This is a genomic window from Corynebacterium sp. HMSC29G08, assembly GCF_001806875.1.
Classification (GTDB): Bacteria; Actinomycetota; Actinomycetes; order Mycobacteriales; family Mycobacteriaceae; genus Corynebacterium.
Window position 1 is genome coordinate 1 of sequence record NZ_KV786224.1, and the last position, 17,365, is coordinate 17,365.

A 17,365-nucleotide genomic window follows, 5' to 3' on the forward strand; every position below is an offset into this window, starting at 1 on the left:
GACACAGCACCGTTTTCGTGTTGTGTGCTAGTAGACCATCATGAACCACGCTGCCTGCTAGCAGTGCTCCCCTAACCGTAGCTAGGTGAGCCAGGCGGTGGCGTCGCGCACAAAGTTTGCAATGCGGCTCGCCGGGGCGGTCGCGTCCCCAAAAGGCGTGGCGGCGGCAAGGCTTGCGGCGAGCGCGTGGACGACCACGGACTGAGCGGCGACCTCATCGGCGGGAAGCTCATCGGCGGGAAGCTCGTCGGCGGGAAGCTTGGCTGCAGGCCCAGCCCCAGCCTCAGCCCCAGCTTCTGCTGCAGCCTCAGCCGCGGCGAGGGCGAGACGCGCGCCCATCAGGCCGCTGAGCACATCGCCGGAGCCCGGCGTGGCTGCCCAAGAGTGGCCGGCATCTACCGCGTACGCGTAATCCCAGCCGTCGGTGCCTGCGGCGGTGTGGTCCGCGATGATCGTGACGCGACCCTTGCGCACAACCGTGCAGCGCAGCGCCTTGGCCAGCGCGAGAGTTTGCTCAAGCCGCGAAGCACCGGCGCTGGCACCAGAAGCACCAGCAGCAGAACCGCCAGGGAAGACGGCGTCGAAGAGGCGGGCAAACTCGCCGTCGTGGGGCGTGAGCACTGTCGGGGCGGAGCGCGAAACGAGCAAGTCGCGGAGGGTGGGGGAGGAGGAGAGGAGGGTGGTGCCGGTGGCGTCGATAAGCAAAGGCTCCGGACTGGCCAACAGCCAGCGCAAGTCGGCTTCGGAGGTGCTGCCGGGGCCGAAGACCCAGGCTTGGACGCGGCCGCAGTCCTCCAGGCGCTCGACGGCGACGACTTCCGGCAGCGCGCGCACCACCTCGGTGGCCTGTGTGCCCACGTAGCGGACCATGCCTGGAGTGGCGTTGACGGCGCCGAGGCAGCTCAACACCGCCGCTCCCGGGTATGCCGCGCTACCTGCGACAACGCCGACCACCCCGCCGGTGTACTTATCCGAAGAGGGCCCGGGTGTTACGGGCGCGACGTCGAAGGGCTCCAGCACGGCGAACTCGTCCGGAAACGCCGTAGGCCAGGACTTGTGCGAAACGGCGCGGGAAGCGAACAGCATCATGGTGTCGCCGAGTTCGCCGTCCTCGGACATCGCCTCAAGCTCCAGGGCAAGGCTGTGCTGGCCAAGACGAAAATCGGCAAGCAGTTGGGTGCCGCAGGCCGGGTTGAGAACGTGGGCGCGGCGCCAACCACCGAAAGTGAGGGTGACGTCCGCGGTGATGTGCAGCGCACCCGCCAAACCGGTGTCCGCCTCCAAGCCAGACGGCAGGTCCACGGCAAGCGTGGGCAGCTCGGCTACGTCTTCCACAATTGAGCGCAGGGACTCGTCGAGGCTGGGGCGGGCGGAAAGCCCGGTGATGGCGTCGATAAGCAGGCTGTACTCCCAGGGCCTATCTAGCTCTTGGATGAGCTTGCCGCCGGCGGCGACAAAAGCATCAAGTGCCGGCTGGTGTGCGCGGCCTGCGGTCAGTAGCGCCTCCACCGGGTGGCCGCTGGCGGCAAGCGTCGCGCCGGCATAGAGCCCATCGCCACCGTTACCGCCTGGACCTGCGAGGATGAGCACCGACGCTTCCGGTTCGAGCATCACTGCCGCAGCCTGCGCCACCGCAGAAGCTGCGGTACGCATCATCGCCTCCGGGTCCTCGGTGTGAGTGCGCAGCCGACGCTCCGCCTCAAGGATTTGCGCAACTGTCCAGGTGAAGTGCTCCATGCGGTGTAAGCGTAGTTGGAGCGGTAGGATTGCGCGCATGCCGTACACAGTGGGTTTTGACCGCGAGAAGTACATCCAGCTGCAGTCGGAGCACATCAGTGCCCGCAGAGAAGAAATTGGCGGGAAGCTCTACCTGGAAATGGGCGGCAAGCTATTTGATGACCACCATGCATCACGTGTCCTGCCTGGGTTTACCCCGGATAACAAGATTGCCATGTTGGACCGCATCAAAGATGAGGTGGAGATTGTCGTCTGCTTCAATGCGGGCGATGTTGTGCGCCAAAAGGTCCGCGCCGACCTGGGGATCACCTATGAGGATGAGGTGCTTCGGCTTATCGACGTCTTCCGTAACCGCGGCTTCCTCGCCGAAAATGTCGTGGTGACGCAGCTGGAGGGCCATAACCAACACGTGGAGGCGTTCATTGCGCGCCTGGAGCGCCTTGGTTTGAAGGTGTCGCGGCACTTCACTATCAGTGGCTACCCGAATGACACCGCCGTCGTGGTCAGCGATGCAGGCTTTGGCCGCAATGAATACGTGGAGACCTCGCGGGATCTGATTGTGATGACCGCGCCGGGCCCGGGCTCCGGCAAGCTGGCGACGTGTTTGAGCCAGGTCTACCACGAGCACAAGCGTGGCATTAACGCTGGTTACGCCAAGTTTGAGACGTTCCCGATCTGGAACCTGCCGTTGTCGCACCCGGTGAACTTGGCCTACGAGGCAGCCACGGCGGACTTGGATGACGTCAACGTGATTGACCAGTACCACCTGGACGCGTACGGCAAGCAGGCCACGAGCTACAACCGTGACATTGAGGTCTTCCCACTGTTGCGCACGCTGCTTCAAGAGGCGACGGGCACGGAGCCGTACAAGTCGCCCACGGACATGGGTGTGAATATGGCCGGGATGTGCATGAGCGATGACGCCGCGTGCCGTCACGCTTCTGAGCAGGAGATTATTCGCCGTTACTACCAGGCGCTGGTTGCTGAACGACGCAACGATGCAGACTCCACCGTCTCCGACCGCGTACTCAACGTGATGCGCAAGGCGAACGTGACCACGGCGGATCGTGTGGTGGTGGGGCCGGCGCTTGAGGTTGCTGCGACGACCGGAAGTCCGGGTGCGGCGTTTGAGCTGCCGAGCGGTGAGATTGTCACCGGTAAGACCTCGGACCTTTTGGGGCCGTCGGCTGCGGTGCTGCTCAACGCCTTGAAATCCTTGGCCGGGATTCCGGATGATGTCCACCTGCTTGCGCCTGAGGCGATTGAGCCAATCCAGTCCTTGAAAACGCGCCACCTAGGCTCCGTCAACCCCCGCCTGCACACTGATGAGGTGCTGATCGCGCTGTCTGTGTCTGCGTCCACGGACCCGCAGGCGGCCGCCGCCCTGGAACACCTGAAGTACCTGCAGGGTTGCGACGCCCACACCACCACCATCCTCGGCTCCGTCGACGAAGGCATCTTCCGCTCCCTCGGAGTGCTTGTGACTTCTGAACCGCAGTACTGGAAGAAGGCGCTTTACCACAAGCGTTAGGTGCTGGGTTAGGTCGCTGGGTTAGGTGCTGGGTTAGGTACCAGCCTGTACCTCTGGCCTAGACTTTTGGGCATGACCGGAAAGATCCTGCTGTACTACAAGTTCCAGCCGATTGCTGACCCTGAGGCGGTACGCCTCTGGCAGCGTGACCTGTGCGAAGGCCTCGGGCTAACCGGCAGGATCCTCATTTCCAGGCATGGCATCAACGGCACCGTCGGCGGTGACATTGACGCGTGCAAGGCCTACGCCCGCAAGACCAAGGAGTACTTCCGCGGTATCGAGTTCAAGTGGTCCGAAGGCTCCGCCGCGGACTTCCCCAAGCTCAGCGTCAAGGCGCGCGAAGAGATCGTGGCGTTCGGTGCACCCGATGAGCTGCAGGTGGATGACAAGGGTGTGGTCGGCGGCGGTACGCACCTCACGCCTGAGCAGGTCAATGAGCTGGTGGCGAACAACCCGGACGTGGTGTTCTTCGACGGCCGTAACGCCCGGGAGGCAGAGATCGGCAAGTTTAAAAACGCCGTTGTGCCCGATGTGGAGACCACCCATGACTTCATCCGGGAGCTGGAAAGCGGTAAGTACGACTGGATGAAGGACAAGCCTGTCATCGCGTATTGCACCGGCGGCATCCGCTGCGAAGTGCTGACGCCGCTGATGAAAAACCGCGGGTTTGAAGAGGTCTACCAAATCGACGGCGGCATTGTCCGCTACGGCGAAAAGTACGGCAACCAGGGCCTTTGGGAAGGCTCACTGTACGTCTTTGACAAGCGCATGCACACAGAGTTCGGCGCGCCGGGGGACCCGAACTTTGTGCAGCTTGGCCATTGCGTGCACTGCGGTGAGGCCACCAATGACTTTTACAACTGCGCCAACGAGCCCGAGTGTCGCCACCAGTACCTGTCGTGCGCGGCGTGCCGTGAGGGCAATCCGGTGTGTGGGGAGTGCGTGGGGGCGTCAGTGTCCGGGGAATGAATTCAGAAATAATTCAGTACCTTGGGGGAAATCCTGAATTCTTTCCGTTAGGGGTGTTCAGCGACCTGGGGATACTGAATTCTTTGCCCGATTTTGGGAAACAAATTCAGGATTCGGGGTGCCGCTCTGAATTCTTTCCGCTTTCCCTTAGTGCCACGTCGAATTTGGCAAAGGTAGCCCCTGCTATTGCCCTTCCGTGGGTACCTCATTAAGGTAAATGAAAGTCATTTTCATTAATAGCGGAAGGGTCCCTCGTTGCGCACACGTTTCCCGGCGCTTGCCGTCATCCTGACCTTCTTGTTCATCGGTGCGCCCCTGGCACTCGCCGAGTCCGCAACCACCGACGGCAAAGTAGTGCGCACCCAAACGCACGTAGATTCGCCCCACGCGGTGTGGGAAGACGGCAACTTCCGGCTCATGTCCAACAGTGCCGGGCTCATTCCCATTGAAAACACCGTCAACTGGGTCAGCCGCGGACGCACCGACGGCGGGCTTGGTGCCTACGCGTGGAAAGTCCCCGATGACCCCCGCTTTGACTTCCTCGGAGTCGAACCGGGCCACCTCATGTACTTCGGCGGACCCGCCCACGGTTTTCCCAAAAACACTATGCCCATCTGGGCCGGCTTCGGCGCGGCTGCAGATCTGCCCACAAATCAATTCCGGGCGGAGTCCTTCAACATGGAAATCGTTGGCTTTTCCGGACCGGGCAAGATGGAGCTGTTCAACTACAGCGATGAGACCTATCCGCTGACACGCCTGTGGTCCTCCCACGATCCGGGATTCCGCTCAACCTGGGTCAATGCCGGCACCCACACCCACAACTCCACAACGTTTACTCGTCCCGGCCTCTACGAAGTGACCTACCGCGGAACCGCCCGCAAGAAAGACGGCTCTTTTCTCCACTCCGCGCCGCAAACGCTGACCTGGCAGGTAGGCGGTACCGATCCCGCGCAGCGCACGATCACAGACATCGTGGCCGCGTACAACGCCGCGCCAAGTACCGGTAACGGCCGCCCCACGTTCAGCATTGCGCCCTCTACCGCCACGACCAAAGGCGCGCAGCAAGGCGTGTTGAGCACACTGACCTTTGACACCGGCAATGCCACCGACACCGGCCACGTCCAGTTCTTCATCAACGGCTTCTACCTCGCCGAGCGCGAAGTCACCGGCGGCACGGCCACGTGGGATGAGATGCTCGGCGGCGACACCTCCGAACTCCAAGCCGTCTACATCCCAAGCGCCTCCTCAACCACCCCACGCTGGGTATCTGCACCGCTGAGCTTTAGCACCGGCGACGCTAAAACCGCAACCAGGGACAGTGCGGAAGCGCTTCCGTTGTCACACATGGACCCCATCCCGGACTTTGACACCAACCCACTAACCCTCACCAGCCCCGAAGTCACCGTGAGTACCTCCGAGGTCTACGGCGAGGACATGCGCAACATCGACATCACCGTCGAACCCGCCGATCCCCGCACAACACTGCGCGTCACCGGCGGCTTCTACAGAATGGACGACGGCCCACTCGACACCATGCCGCGCGATGCCATCGCCGACTGCGAAGTCGCCTTCACCTCCGCCCCTGGCAGTAGAAAGAGCAAGCAGCTTATCGACGGCTGCCAACGCCCCAACTACCAACTCCTCCTCCGCATCATCCCGGAGTCTCGTTCCAACGCCACGGACGCCGCCCTTGTCAGCGTTGCCCACACCGATGCATACACCCCGATCCCAGCAGCAACAGTGCGCCTCGGTGGTGAGGAGAGCGAGGCGCCTTCCTCGCAGCCGACTGAGCCTGCGCCCACTGAGCCTGCGCCCACGGAGCCCACGGAGCCCACGCAGCCTGCGCCCACTGAGCCTGCGCCCACGGATCCCCTGAACTTAAGCTCCGGGCACGTCGACATTGCGCCCTACTACGACAATGACGTGCTCCACCTGCGCATCAAGGATGAAACCAACCTCCACCAGCGCGGTGCTGTGTGGCGTCGTCCCAAGGACGTCTACTTCACCGTCCCTTCCCAGGTGAGCACGACCCTGCCCGAGACCATCGAAGGCTTTGCCGAGAAAGGCGCCACCGCCTACATCCTCCCGGAAACCCAGCGTTCAGGCGTGGTCTGGCCGGGTTTGAGCAGTGAGCACGCATACGCGCAAACGAAGAAGGATTACACGTTCACCTTCACTCCGCTTAGCGCACCGGACGGCGGCAAGTGGATCGCGTTCCGAGGCAACCAAACCTCCCCGCAAGCCCGCCTCGCTGGCAGCGATTCCACCCGCGCTTACACCACCGAAGGCCCAGAACACATGCACGTTTCGTGGGCGTTCACAAAACCGGGCACCTACGAGATCGGGGTGTGGGTCGCAGAAAAAGGCGGCACGCCCTCCCATCAGGAAGTGCTGCGCTTTGTCGTTGCCCCCGGCGCTAAGCCGGACATCATAAAGGAGATCACCGCAGGTCATATCGATTTTGGGCCCAAGCTTATCGACGCCACCCCCCACTTCTTCATCAACGAAGACGACCAACATCACGTTCCTGAGACCGTCGCACTGCGTGTGAAGGAGAACCGGAAGGTGAAAGCCACCGAGACTATCGCGGACTCACTGGCTTTTACCGGCATCGTTGAGCGTGGCGCGAGCATTTATCACCTCCCACTCATGCAGGATCGCGACGCCATTTGGCCCGGGTGGGATACGTTCCGAGTTGCCGAACAGTACCCGGATGGCGTCAACGTGGAAGTCCGCCCACGCTCCACCCCGAAGGGCGGCGCATGGTGGGCCGGGCACATTCCCTCGCTCGGAGTTCCGGAACGAACCCTTGCTAGCTCCACCGGAACACACACCATCAGCGGTGTGAGTGAGGGTCCCTTCCACATTCACGCCGACTGGGTATTCACCAAACCTGGCACGTCCACGATGGACATGCGGGCGGTTGACCCGCAGGGCAGGCCCGTTACTGAGTGGTCCACAATCACTTACCTGGTTGGGGACGCAAGCGCCGCGCCCGGGCCTTCTCCCGCGCCGTCACCTTCACCTTCACCGTCGCCGTCGCCGTCGCAGCCGAGCTCGACCCAACCGACTCCATCCGCAACAACCCCCAAGACCTCCACGCAGTCCTCAACTACAAAACGCACAACTGCGCGGACCACAACTACGCGGAACACAACGACAAGGCCCACAACGACAAAGCCGACCACTACGCAGGCAGCGTCAGTGAGCAGTGGCGGTAGTGGCGGAGGGTCCGGTTCCGTGAGCAACGCCTCCAGTAGAGGCGACAGCCTCGCTTCAACCGGCGCGAGCACCATGGCCCCCGTAGCGATCGCGGTTCTGTGCCTGATAGCCGGCGGAGCCCTGATTGCTACCCGACCTACCCGACCTACCCGGCGAAATCCCTGGCCAGCATCCCAACGGTGATGATCAGCCAGACCATGGTGAACGGCACCAGCGGGAGCCAGAACACGCCCATCCATGGCATCCAGCGTTCGTAGCGGTTGAGTTTGCGCACCATGATTACGGCGCAGCCGAGCAGCATCGCAACGGGTGGGATGGAGGTGAGCACTGCCCACCAGGTGCGCCAGCTTTGGCTGCAGAGCCAGGTGGCGTCGCCAGAAACACACAGTGGGCCGCCGACCAGACGCCCAACAAGGCCCAGCACAAGCGCGAATCCGAGGGTGATGCCCACAGTTGCCAGGGCGTACCAGAGTGCTTGGCGGGTGGAGGCGCTGTTGCGTCGCGCCACTTCCAGCGGGTCCGGCTCGTCGGCCAACTCATCGAAGCTGCGCGGTTCCGGCCGCACGCGAGAGAAACGGTCCTGGCCGCCGCTTAGGTCATTTTCCGGGTGATCCATGTTCCTATCCATGCTCATGGGTTAATTCACTCCTCGTGGGTGGATGATCACTGGCACGGGCGCGAACCGGATGAACTCGCCTTCCCGCGAGCCGACGAATACGCGTTTGAGCTGGTCGGAAGGATGCGATCCCATGCACAGCAGGTCGCCTTTCTTCCATTTCACGGAGTCGATGGAGCGTTTCCACCCTTTGCCGCTGGCTACGAAAGAGTGGACGTCGAAGTTATCGGCGCAGGTGGGCCCCATTGCAGACGCCACGCCGTACGCCTGGTCGCGCGCCCGATCCAAAAGCCCGAGGGTGGATTCGTTCCACTCGGCAGCCAAGGATAGGTCGTCGGTCTGCTCCTGGGGTGAAAACGCGATGATGCGCAGCGGCACCCCCAACACGCAGGCAAGGGTTGTGGCGTATGGCAGGCCGGAGAAGCGGCCTTCGTCGCGTGGCTGTGCGGACTTTGAGGATTCGATCAGCGCGTAGGTCACGCGCGTAATCCCTTTGCGCGATAGCTTCACTCCGCGCGGCGCAAGTCCGAGGGGGACGGGGGAGGAGTGCATGAGCTCGTCGGCAGTAGAGGAGGGCCTGAATCTGCTTTTCGACGTCTTCACCCGCGACCCCAGCACAATCATGTCCGCCGAGAAATCCCGTGCACATTTGTAGAGTGACCCGGCGACATCGGTGCGCTCTGCAAGTTCTGCGAAGTCTTTCGCCCACTGGCTGCGCGGAATGTGTGCTTTGAGCACTCGCTTGGCTTGCAGCTCGAACTCTTGCGCGCGGTCGCGGAACCAGCGCTTGTATTTCTTACCGCTTAAAGGCTTCTTCCAGGTGCCATCGACGGCGGAGAGCACCTTTACTTTTACGGGAAGTGAGCGGCCGAGCCATGCGGCGAATTCGATGGCTTCGGTGTTTTGCGCGTCCCACCCCACGACAATGCGCAGCGGCTTCCCGTCACCTGGGAGTTCCGCAAGTTCCTTGGTAAATGAGCGAGCAACCATCGGTTACTACTTTAGCTGCGGTCCTTGTCCAGTTTGGTCCAGTTTGGCTGATGTCGCTGCATATGTGTCCGCCAGCGCGTTGATGGCGTCTGCGGCTTGCTCGATCAGCTTCAGGTGGTCCTCGTCCAGCGTGCTAATCATGTCTGCGAGGAACTGGGTGCGCTCTTCACCTACGCGCTTGAGTTCCTGGATGCCCAGCTCGGTGAGTCCGACGCTGACGCCGCGGCGGTCTTCTGCCGCGCGGGTGCGCTGTACCAGGCCGCGTTTTTCCAGCTGGTTGATGGTGTTGGAGGCGGTTGGCATGCGCACGCCCTCGGCCGCTGCAAGTTGGTTGATGCGGGTCGGTCCATGCTCGGCGATCCGGGTCATAATGGACAGCTGCGGGCCGGTCAGCTCTGAGTGCTCGGCGGTGCGGAAGTAGCTAACGTAGAGCTTTGTCATGGCTGGACGCACGCGGCTGGCTAGCTCTAACGCATCGGGTCGTTCGTTGGACATGGAGGTTCCCAGGAGTGAAATATCTAATGTTTTCCGACGATGGTACACGTAACAAAATTGTTTACACAAACGAGTTATCGCACGAGTGGCAGCGCCGCACCACGCTCCGAGATTTGCATCAGGGGCTGTTGCTTGCCGACGCCTACCTAGACGCCGACCACCTCCTCCTCACAGCTGCACGCTTCCATGGGCATGAGGCGCAGGTGGCGTGTCCCGTCTGTAAGCAAGATGCTCTGCGTTATGTCCGCTGGGTCTACGGGGAAAACCTGGGCCGGCGCAGTGGTACCGCCAGGGACGAGGCCGAGATCGCGCGTCTTGTGGAAGAAGTAGGCCCAATTACTGTGCATCTTGTAGAGGTCTGCGAATCCTGTAAGTGGAACTTCTTGCTCAAAGAGGTTACAGCGCAGCTGCCAAGGTAGTGTGTCATTTTGTGGCAGAGAACGTGGAGAAGAAGGCGAAGAAACCCAAGACGCGCTGGGGCCAGTGGCTCCTAGCGCTACTGCTGTTTCTTGTGCTGTTGGCTGCAGTCCCGGCAACGTGGTTTGGCATCAAATACGCCGAGGCCCGCATCCCGGAGCCGGGTGAGATTGAAACAGCGCAGATCTCCAACATCTATTTCAGCGACGGTGCAACGGAGCTTGCCCGCGTGGTGCCGCCGGACGGCAACCGCGTGCAGATCCCGCTTGACAGCGTGCCGCTGCACGTCCAAAACGCCGTCCTAGCAGCTGAAGACCGTGATTTCTGGGAAAACTCCGGCTTCTCCTTCACCGGCTTCGCCCGTGCTGCGATCGGCCAGATCACCGGCAACGTTGGCGCTGGCGGTGGCTCCACCATCACCCAGCAGTACGTGAAGAACGCGATTGTGGGCAATGAGCACTCCTACGAGCGCAAGGCCCGTGAGCTGGTTTACTCCGTGAAGATGACCAACTCCTGGAGCAAGGAGGAGATCCTCAACGCGTACCTCAACACTGTGTACTTTGGCCGCAACGCCTACGGCATTGAGGCCGCCGCCAACGCGTTCTTCAGCAAGCCAGCTAGTGAGCTGACCCTTGAAGAGGGCGCTGTGCTGGCAGCCTCCATCCAGCTGCCTTCCCAGCTGGACCCGTGGACTAACCCGGATGGCGCGAACGCGCGCTGGAACTACGTCATGGACGGCATGGTGGAAACCGGTGCGATCACGCCAGAGGAGCGCGCTGCGGCGCAGTACCCGGAGACGCGTGACCCGGCGTCCTACTCCCCGTACACCGAGGCCACCGGCCCGAACGGTCTGATCAAAAACCAGGTGATCACGGAGCTGGAGTCCCTGGGTATTACGGAGGAGGACTTGACCAACCGCGGTCTCCAGATCACCACCACCATTGACAGCTCCACGCAGGAGATTGTGGAGCGCGTTGCACGCAACAACCTGGCTAACCTGCAGGAAGACGCACGTACCGGCGTGGTTGCTGTTGACCCGGCCACCGGCGCAGTGGTGGGGTACTACGGCGGCGATGAGCCGAACGGTTGGGACTACGCCAACGCCGGTTTGCAGACCGGCTCCACGTTCAAGATCTTCACGCTTGCCTCTGCGCTACAGCAGGGCATCAAGCTGACGGATACGTTTGACTCCTCCCCGGTGATGCTGCCTGGCGGCATCCAGGTGACCAACTGGGACGGCGGTGGCGGCGGCGTGATTACCGCCAAGGAAGCCACGCGTACCTCTTCCAACACGGCGTACCTGCGCATCCAGGATGACCTGGATAACACCACGCAGGACACTGCCGATATGGCGCACGCCCTGGGCGTTGCCCGTTCCATCCCAGGTATCCCGGTGACGCTGCGTGAAAACGGTGGCCAGCCGTATGAAGGCATTGTGCTGGGTCAGTACCAGTCGCGGGTGTTGGATATGGCGTCGGCAGTAGGCACGCTTTTGGAGCGCGGTGTGTACCACCCGGCCCACTTCGTGCAGAAGATTGTGGACGGCAACGGTGAGGTGCTCTATGAGGTGGACCAGAAGTACGCCGAGCGCCGCGTGTCCCAGCAGGTAGCGGACAACACGATCGACGCCATGCAGTCTGTCGTCGGCTACTCCAACGCTACCCTCGCTGGCGGACGCCCCGCCGCAGCCAAGACCGGCACCGCCCAGCTGGGCAACACCGGGTTGAATAAGGACGCCTGGATGGTCGGCGGCACCCCGCAGCTTTCCGTGGCCGTGTGGGTTGGTACCGCGGACAACACAACCGCGATCTTCAACGAGTGGGGCGGCAACATGTTCGGCTCCAACACTCCAGCCAGGATCTGGAAGGGCGTGCTGGATGAGGCGCTGCAGAACGAAGAGTTCGAGGCCTTCCCAACCGCCAGCCCGGTCTACTGGGGTGTCAGGCCGTACTCCGGCGGCACCAACCTGGGTGGCCGTGACGCGAGCTACTACTACACGCCAACCACCACGGCACCAGCCGAGGCGCCGACGGAGGACCCGGCGGCACCTGCGCCTGAGCCCGCGCCGGCACCGGCCCCGGTCCCAGCCCCGCTGCCGCCACCGCCGCCGATTGGCGACGCGATTAGCGACGCATTGGACAACCTCAACAGCATTTTCCAATAAAGGAGCGAGATGACCGCGACCCAGACCTGGCCGGATCCCACGCACCGCGTCCAGCCCGGGCGTACAGAGCCGCTGGCCAAAGGTTGGGTGGACTACCTTGGCGGGCCGATGGGCCGCTACGCGCAAATCGGGCGCGGTCGCTTCTGGACGCCGTTGCGTGCCATCTTCGCCCTCGCCTACGTGTTCCTCACACTCGGCGGGCTGTCGAAGGCGAACTGCTCTTTAGGCAAGCCCGATGACAATGGAGTGCTGCAGCTGAACTGGGACGGCAACCGCCAGTTCACGTCCTTTTGCTACAACGACATCGTCCCGCTCTACGGCGCGCGCGGCTTAGACCAGCCGGGCTTTGTGTATGACTACTCCTGGGTTGAAGACGGCCTGACGCGCTACATGGAATACCCGGTGTTGGCTGGCCTGTTCCAACAGTTCACCGCGTTTATCTCCCGCAACACCTACTTCGTGGCCAGTAGGTTTTTGCCAGAGGTGGGTTGGTACTTCTGGATGACGGTGCTGTTTTTGTCCATCATTTGGATCTGCACCGCCCGCATGGTGGCGGAACTTGCCGGTAACCGCATCTGGGACACCCTGCTTGTGGTCGGCTCTCCGCTTCTGATCATGCACGCATTTACCAACTGGGATATCCCGTCCATCTTCTTCCTGGTCGCGGCCCTCCTGGCGGCGCGCAACAGGAAGTGGTGGCTGGCCGGCATCCTGATCGGCGCCGGCACCTCCTTCAAACTCTGGCCGCTGTTTGTGCTGGGCGCGTACCTGACCATTGCTATTCGCAAGCGCAACCTCGTGCCGTTTTTCAAGATGCTCGCCGCCACCGTGGCCACCTGGCTTGTAATCAACGTGCCGGTCTACCTGCGCAATGCGGACGCGTGGGGCGAGTTCAACCGTCTCAACACGGACCGCGGATGGGAGTGGACCACCATCTACGCGGTGATCTCGCGCACCTTCGGCTGGGCTGGGTTCGACTCCGGCGAGGGCGCACCCGTCATCCTCAACACGGTCACGTTCGTGCTGTTTGCAACAGGCTGTCTGGCCGTGCTGATCATGGGGCTCAAGGCCCCGAAGGAGCCGCGTGTGGCGGAGCTGTTGTGCCTCATCGTCGGCTTCTTTCTGCTGTTTAACAAGGTGTGGAGCCCCCAGTACTCCATCTGGCTTATCGTCCCGGCGGTGCTCGCCCTGCCGCATTGGAAACTGCTGCTGACCTGGATGACGGTGGACATGATGGTCTGGCCCGTGCTCATGTGGCACATGCTGGGCACCGACAACCTTGGTCTGCCCGGCGAGGTACTCGACATCGTGATCATCTGCCGCGACGCACTCATCGTCACCATCATGGTGCTGGTTGTCCAGCAACTCTTCGGCCGCCGCCCCGACATTGTCGCCCAAGCACACAACGGCCACGACCCGCTGCTTACCCGCCCCGCCGACTGGCAGGAGCCCGCCCATGCTTAACGCCACAACTATCGTCGGCATTGTGTCCATCGCGGTGTCATTCATCCTGTTCCTTGGAGCTTTTTACTTCACGACGCAAAAACGCACCACCCTCGCCATCGTCCTCGGCATCGCAGCGTTTCTCTTCATGACAGTCATCCCTGTCTCCCTGGCCGTTTTCGGCGCAGCCCCCAACCCCGGTGGGTAGTTCTGTACCGTGGGGCGCATGAAACAGCAACCCGTAGCAACTACCCGTGCAACTGCCCGCAAAACTCTGGCCGGCGCCGCTGCCGCGCTGACAGCACTGACGGCGCTGACTGCGCTCACCGCCTGCGGCACCAGCACCGACACCGTGACCAGCACCGTCACCGCGCAGCAAGAAACCGCGCAGCCAGGCGCATCCCAGCCAGGCGCAGCCCAGCATGAGCTGCCCGCCGCGGTCACCGGCTACACCGACGAGGCCCGAAAGGACCTGACCGAAGAAAACGTCACCGAAGCAGACGTGGAAGGCGTCCTCCAGGCAGCGCTCGACGGCAACGCCATGGTCGAATGGGACGACGACGGCTACTTCGAGCTCGAACACAACGGCATTGATATTGACGTTGATCCACAGGGATTGGTTAGGGGTGTGGACAGGTAGGCGTCGATAAGCAAAAAGCTCCTTTTGGCGGACCCCCGAATCTGGGGTACCCTAGCAAGGTTGCTTGACGCCAAGCGACCCTCCTGCCATCGCCACAAGGGTGATGGCCGAAGAAAACAAAGACCATAGGAGGTGATGAGGTCCGTGCGTCACTACGAAGTAATGATCATCCTCGATCCGCAGCAGGATGAGCGCACCGTCGCCCCGTCCCTGGACAAGTTCCTCGAGAACGTCCGCAAGGATGGAGGCAAGGTGGAAAAGGTTGATGTGTGGGGCAAGCAGCGCCTTGCATACCCGATCAACAAGAAGGAAGAAGGCATCTACGCGGTGCTCAACCTCGAGTGCGAGTCCGACACCGTCGCAGAGCTCGACCGCGTTCTGAGCCTGAACGAGAACGTCCTGCGCACCAAGGTGCTGCGTACAGACAAGTAAGAGCAAAGGAAACGGACATGGCTCAAGGCGATACTCAAATCACCGTTGTAGGCAACCTCGTTGCAGACCCAGAGCTGCGGTTCATCCCCAGCGGAGCAGCCGTAGCAAACTTCCGCATCGCGTCCACCCCGCGTACATACAACCGAGAGACGAACCAGTTCGAAGACGGCGATGCACTGTTTCTAACCTGCAACTGCTGGCGCCAAATGGCAGAGAACGTCGCCGAAACCCTGACCAAAGGCATGCGCGTCATTGTGACGGGCCGCCTGAAGCAGCGCTCCTACCAAACCCGCGAGGGTGAGAACCGCACTGTCTTCGAGGTCGAGGTCGATGAGGTTGGACCGTCCCTGAGGTACGCCACCGCCAAGATTGCCCGGACCACGCGTGAGGGCGGGAACGGAAACTTTGGTGGCCAGCGTCAGAACCAGCAAGCCCCGGCACAAAACCAGGGCGGGTTCGGGCAGTCCCAGCCGCAACAGCAGCAGCCGCAACAGCAACAGCAGCAGCCTGCGGATGACCCGTGGAACTCCGCACCGTCGTCCGACTCGTTCGGCGGTATGGATGATGAGCCACCGTTCTAAACACTCTTCTTTTTTACGAAAACCACACTCAAACTTTTCAACCAGAAGGAAGGTTAGGATTCATGAAACTGATCCTCACCGCTGCCGTTGAGAACCTTGGTGAGCCTGGCGATATCGTCGAGGTCAAGGACGGATACGGCCGTAACCTCCTGCTGCCGCGCGGCCTGGCCATCCCGGCTACCCGCGGCGCGGAGAAGCAGATTGCAGACATCAAGCGTGCCCAGGCTGACCGCCAGGTGCGCGACCTGGAGCACGCAAAGCAGCTGCGTGATCAGCTGGACCAGCTGACCGGCGTGAAAGTTGCTGTTCGCACCGCCGAGAACGGTAAGCTGTTCGGCTCCGTCACCCCGGCTGACATCGCTGATGCGGTGAAGGCTGCTGGTGGCCCGTCGCTGGACAAGCGTCGTATCACCGTGCCGAAGGGTCTTGTGAAGAAGACCGGCGGTTACCAGGTGAAGGTTGCTCTCCACGACGATGTGGAAGGCAAGATTAACTTCGAGGTCGTTGGAGCATAATTTTGCTTGACGACGATTGCGTCAACCACCCATAACGCAATCCACGACAACAGCATTTTGGCCGCAGGGCCCGCTTGTGAGGAGCGGGCCCTGTGGCTTTTTCGTGCCTGGGTGCTGGCTAGAATGACCGGCATGGTGTTTCGTGCTGCGCGTGCCGTTGTGGGCGCTGTTGTCGCTGTTGTTTTGGCCGTGGTTTTGGCCGTTGGTTCTGTGTTGGCGGCGCCGGCGGCGTCTGCTTCGGTGGTGGTGCACCCAGGGGATGTGATCCGCATCCAGTATTCAAACGGTGCGCGCTATAGCTGCACACTGAACTCGGTGGCGCAGCGGGGCGGGGCGCTGTATGGGGTGACGGCGGGGCATTGCTTGGCGCCGATTGGTGGGGCGCGCGCGGTGCGGGTGTACGCGGCGGACGGGCGCACCATGCTTTCTGACCTGCGGGACGCCGGATACAAGTACGAGGGCGATAACACCCTGGGCGGGGCGTTGACAGACGTGGCATGGTTTGAGTTGCGCCCTGATGCGGTCAACGCTGGCGTGGTGCGCGGCGGGTATGTGGATCTGCCGTTTGTTGGGGCGAACCACGCGGTGAGCCAGTTTGCGCAGCGCGTGAACCCGAACCGCGCGGTTGCTTCACGCCAGCCCGTGACCAGCGTCAAGCAGTGGGACGTGGTGTGCAAAGACGGCGGGCGCACTTCGCGCACTTGCGGCCGCGTGCTGAATGTGAACCCGGATACGGGCGAAATTGCGGTGGCGATCCTGGCGTGGCAGGGCGACTCGGGTGCCCCGGTGTACACGGTGAACCCGGATGGCAGTGTGAACATCATCGGCATCGCCTCGGGTACGGCGTACGGGTTCTTGTTGGCGGTTGATTCGGCGCTGCCGCTGCCGGCCGGTCTGCGTTAGGGCTGTCACGAGCGATGTTTGTCACCCGCGTACGTATCGACGCCCCCGTTGCCGGCTACGCCGCTGGCCTTACGGTGGTGCGCCAGCTGGCCTCTCGCCCGCTGGACCTTGCGCAGGTGACCATCCTCACGGGCGACAACGGCGCGGGCAAATCCACGTTGATCGAGGCGATCGCTATCGCGGCAGGGGCGAATGCGGCGGGTGGTTCCAGGCACGCTCGTTTTGAGGCGGCTGACCACTCGCTTTTGCATGAGGCGTTGACGCTTACTCGTCGCAAAAACCCTCGCGACGTCTACTTCCTCCGCGGCGAAAATTATCTGACTCTTGCCAACTACCACGCCAGCCTCGGTCCCGACGACGCGCTGGTTGGCCTACCGCAGCGCAGCCACGGTGAGGGCATCATGGATCTCGTCCGCACCCGCCTTGGCGCGGAAACGCTCATCATTCTTGATGAGCCCGAAGACGGCCTCTCCGTCCTCTCCCAACTCGAACTCCTCGGCCGGCTCACGGTGCTTGCCCGCCGCGGCGCCCAAATCCTCATGGCCACCCACTCGCCGGTGTTGCTGGCCATCCCGGAGGCCCGCATCCTTGAGGTTCCCACCTTGGAGCCTTTGCTTTTCGACGCCTGCGAGCCCCTCATCGCCACCCGCGAATTCATCAATGACCCAACAGGTATTGCCGCCTACCTCACGGAACCCGTGTGAGGCTCT

17 protein-coding genes are annotated in these 17,365 nt (G+C 62.2%); 13 read left to right on the top strand and 4 right to left on the bottom strand.

The window, feature by feature from the left end; genetic code table 11:
• Window positions 1-81: 81 nt before the first annotated feature.
• On the bottom strand, window positions 82-1,737 hold the full coding sequence (locus HMPREF3101_RS03300) for a bifunctional ADP-dependent NAD(P)H-hydrate dehydratase/NAD(P)H-hydrate epimerase (protein ID WP_070462590.1): 1,656 nt from the start codon (window positions 1,735-1,737) through the stop codon (window positions 82-84).
• A gap of 37 nt (window positions 1,738-1,774) precedes the next feature.
• Between HMPREF3101_RS03300 and HMPREF3101_RS03305 the strand changes: the two genes are divergently transcribed.
• The 3 genes from HMPREF3101_RS03305 (at window position 1,775) to HMPREF3101_RS03315 (ending at window position 7,642) form a co-directional block, all read left to right on the top strand.
• Window positions 1,775-3,268 (top strand): DUF1846 domain-containing protein, encoded by a 1,494-nt coding sequence (locus HMPREF3101_RS03305; RefSeq protein ID WP_070462541.1) that lies wholly within the window; start codon window positions 1,775-1,777, stop codon window positions 3,266-3,268.
• A 72-nt stretch (window positions 3,269-3,340) separates the two neighbouring features.
• The gene (locus HMPREF3101_RS03310; RefSeq protein ID WP_070462543.1) at window positions 3,341-4,237 is read left to right on the top strand and encodes an oxygen-dependent tRNA uridine(34) hydroxylase TrhO; all 897 of its coding nucleotides are present in this window, start codon (window positions 3,341-3,343) and stop codon (window positions 4,235-4,237) included.
• Window positions 4,238-4,492: 255 nt separating this feature from the next.
• Complete coding sequence (locus tag HMPREF3101_RS03315; RefSeq protein WP_070462545.1) at window positions 4,493-7,642, top strand: choice-of-anchor M domain-containing protein; 3,150 nt, start codon at window positions 4,493-4,495, stop codon at window positions 7,640-7,642.
• On the opposite strand, the gene HMPREF3101_RS03320 is transcribed toward HMPREF3101_RS03315, so the two are convergent.
• From HMPREF3101_RS03320 to HMPREF3101_RS03330, 3 genes are read right to left on the bottom strand one after another with little or no spacing between them, the layout of a single operon-like run.
• Complete coding sequence (locus HMPREF3101_RS03320; protein WP_070462592.1) at window positions 7,605-8,087, bottom strand: hypothetical protein; 483 nt, start codon at window positions 8,085-8,087, stop codon at window positions 7,605-7,607. The two genes, HMPREF3101_RS03315 and HMPREF3101_RS03320, sit on opposite strands and share 38 nt — an antisense overlap.
• A 9-nt stretch (window positions 8,088-8,096) precedes the next feature.
• Window positions 8,097-9,065, bottom strand: a complete 969-nt coding sequence (locus HMPREF3101_RS03325; protein ID WP_070462547.1) for a universal stress protein — start codon at window positions 9,063-9,065, stop codon at window positions 8,097-8,099.
• 6 nt (window positions 9,066-9,071) lie between these two features.
• Window positions 9,072-9,560 (bottom strand): MarR family winged helix-turn-helix transcriptional regulator, encoded by a 489-nt coding sequence (locus HMPREF3101_RS03330; RefSeq protein ID WP_070462549.1) that lies wholly within the window; start codon window positions 9,558-9,560, stop codon window positions 9,072-9,074.
• 26 nt (window positions 9,561-9,586) lie between these two features.
• Here HMPREF3101_RS03330 and HMPREF3101_RS03335 point away from each other — a divergent pair, with 26 nt between their 5' ends.
• The 10 genes from HMPREF3101_RS03335 (at window position 9,587) to HMPREF3101_RS03380 (ending at window position 17,359) form a co-directional block, all read left to right on the top strand.
• Window positions 9,587-9,979, top strand: coding sequence for a DUF5318 family protein (locus HMPREF3101_RS03335; protein ID WP_070462551.1), 393 nt, complete (start codon window positions 9,587-9,589; stop codon window positions 9,977-9,979).
• A gap of 11 nt (window positions 9,980-9,990) precedes the next feature.
• On the top strand, window positions 9,991-12,141 hold the full coding sequence (locus HMPREF3101_RS03340) for a transglycosylase domain-containing protein (RefSeq protein WP_246816633.1): 2,151 nt from the start codon (window positions 9,991-9,993) through the stop codon (window positions 12,139-12,141).
• Window positions 12,142-12,150: 9 nt separating this feature from the next.
• Entirely contained in the window at window positions 12,151-13,605 is a 1,455-nt protein-coding gene (locus tag HMPREF3101_RS03345) for a glycosyltransferase family 87 protein (protein WP_070462555.1), read from the top strand.
• Window positions 13,598-13,792: a hypothetical protein gene (locus HMPREF3101_RS03350; RefSeq protein ID WP_070462557.1), complete on the top strand. Its 195-nt coding sequence runs from the start codon at window positions 13,598-13,600 to the stop codon at window positions 13,790-13,792. The genes HMPREF3101_RS03345 and HMPREF3101_RS03350 overlap by 8 nt, the downstream gene beginning before the upstream one ends.
• A gap of 18 nt (window positions 13,793-13,810) precedes the next feature.
• Window positions 13,811-14,224, top strand: a complete 414-nt coding sequence (locus HMPREF3101_RS03355) for a hypothetical protein (protein ID WP_070462558.1) — start codon at window positions 13,811-13,813, stop codon at window positions 14,222-14,224.
• Between the two features lie 144 nt (window positions 14,225-14,368).
• Window positions 14,369-14,656, top strand: coding sequence for a 30S ribosomal protein S6 (rpsF, locus tag HMPREF3101_RS03360; RefSeq protein ID WP_180950555.1), 288 nt, complete (start codon window positions 14,369-14,371; stop codon window positions 14,654-14,656).
• 17 nt (window positions 14,657-14,673) lie between these two features.
• The gene (locus tag HMPREF3101_RS03365) at window positions 14,674-15,237 is read left to right on the top strand and encodes a single-stranded DNA-binding protein (RefSeq protein ID WP_070462560.1); all 564 of its coding nucleotides are present in this window, start codon (window positions 14,674-14,676) and stop codon (window positions 15,235-15,237) included.
• 62 nt (window positions 15,238-15,299) lie between these two features.
• Complete coding sequence (rplI, locus tag HMPREF3101_RS03370; protein WP_070462563.1) at window positions 15,300-15,752, top strand: 50S ribosomal protein L9; 453 nt, start codon at window positions 15,300-15,302, stop codon at window positions 15,750-15,752.
• A gap of 132 nt (window positions 15,753-15,884) precedes the next feature.
• Entirely contained in the window at window positions 15,885-16,655 is a 771-nt protein-coding gene (locus HMPREF3101_RS03375; RefSeq protein WP_141737336.1) for a chymotrypsin family serine protease, read from the top strand.
• Window positions 16,656-16,669: 14 nt separating this feature from the next.
• Window positions 16,670-17,359 carry an AAA family ATPase gene (locus HMPREF3101_RS03380; RefSeq protein WP_070462567.1) on the top strand — a complete coding sequence of 230 codons (690 nt, stop codon included), beginning with the start codon at window positions 16,670-16,672 and terminating at the stop codon, window positions 17,357-17,359.
• Window positions 17,360-17,365: the final 6 nt, after the last annotated feature.

Bases quoted from the DNA above. Each gene is read 5' to 3' on its own strand.
- HMPREF3101_RS03345 (WP_070462555.1), top strand. From the start codon at position 12,151: ATGACCGCGACCCAGACCTGGCCGGATCCCACGCACCGCGTCCAGCCC.
- HMPREF3101_RS03335 (WP_070462551.1), top strand. From the start codon at position 9,587: ATGTTTTCCGACGATGGTACACGTAACAAAATTGTTTACACAAACGAG.
- HMPREF3101_RS03350 (WP_070462557.1), top strand. From the start codon at position 13,598: ATGCTTAACGCCACAACTATCGTCGGCATTGTGTCCATCGCGGTGTCA.
- HMPREF3101_RS03305 (WP_070462541.1), top strand. From the start codon at position 1,775: ATGCCGTACACAGTGGGTTTTGACCGCGAGAAGTACATCCAGCTGCAG.
- rplI (WP_070462563.1), top strand. From the start codon at position 15,300: ATGAAACTGATCCTCACCGCTGCCGTTGAGAACCTTGGTGAGCCTGGC.
- HMPREF3101_RS03380 (WP_070462567.1), top strand. From the start codon at position 16,670: ATGTTTGTCACCCGCGTACGTATCGACGCCCCCGTTGCCGGCTACGCC.
- HMPREF3101_RS03300 (WP_070462590.1), bottom strand. From the start codon at position 1,737: ATGGAGCACTTCACCTGGACAGTTGCGCAAATCCTTGAGGCGGAGCGT.
- HMPREF3101_RS03365 (WP_070462560.1), top strand. From the start codon at position 14,674: ATGGCTCAAGGCGATACTCAAATCACCGTTGTAGGCAACCTCGTTGCA.
- HMPREF3101_RS03330 (WP_070462549.1), bottom strand. From the start codon at position 9,560: ATGTCCAACGAACGACCCGATGCGTTAGAGCTAGCCAGCCGCGTGCGT.
- HMPREF3101_RS03310 (WP_070462543.1), top strand. From the start codon at position 3,341: ATGACCGGAAAGATCCTGCTGTACTACAAGTTCCAGCCGATTGCTGAC.
- HMPREF3101_RS03325 (WP_070462547.1), bottom strand. From the start codon at position 9,065: ATGGTTGCTCGCTCATTTACCAAGGAACTTGCGGAACTCCCAGGTGAC.
- HMPREF3101_RS03375 (WP_141737336.1), top strand. From the start codon at position 15,885: ATGGTGTTTCGTGCTGCGCGTGCCGTTGTGGGCGCTGTTGTCGCTGTT.
- HMPREF3101_RS03355 (WP_070462558.1), top strand. From the start codon at position 13,811: ATGAAACAGCAACCCGTAGCAACTACCCGTGCAACTGCCCGCAAAACT.
- HMPREF3101_RS03320 (WP_070462592.1), bottom strand. From the start codon at position 8,087: ATGGATAGGAACATGGATCACCCGGAAAATGACCTAAGCGGCGGCCAG.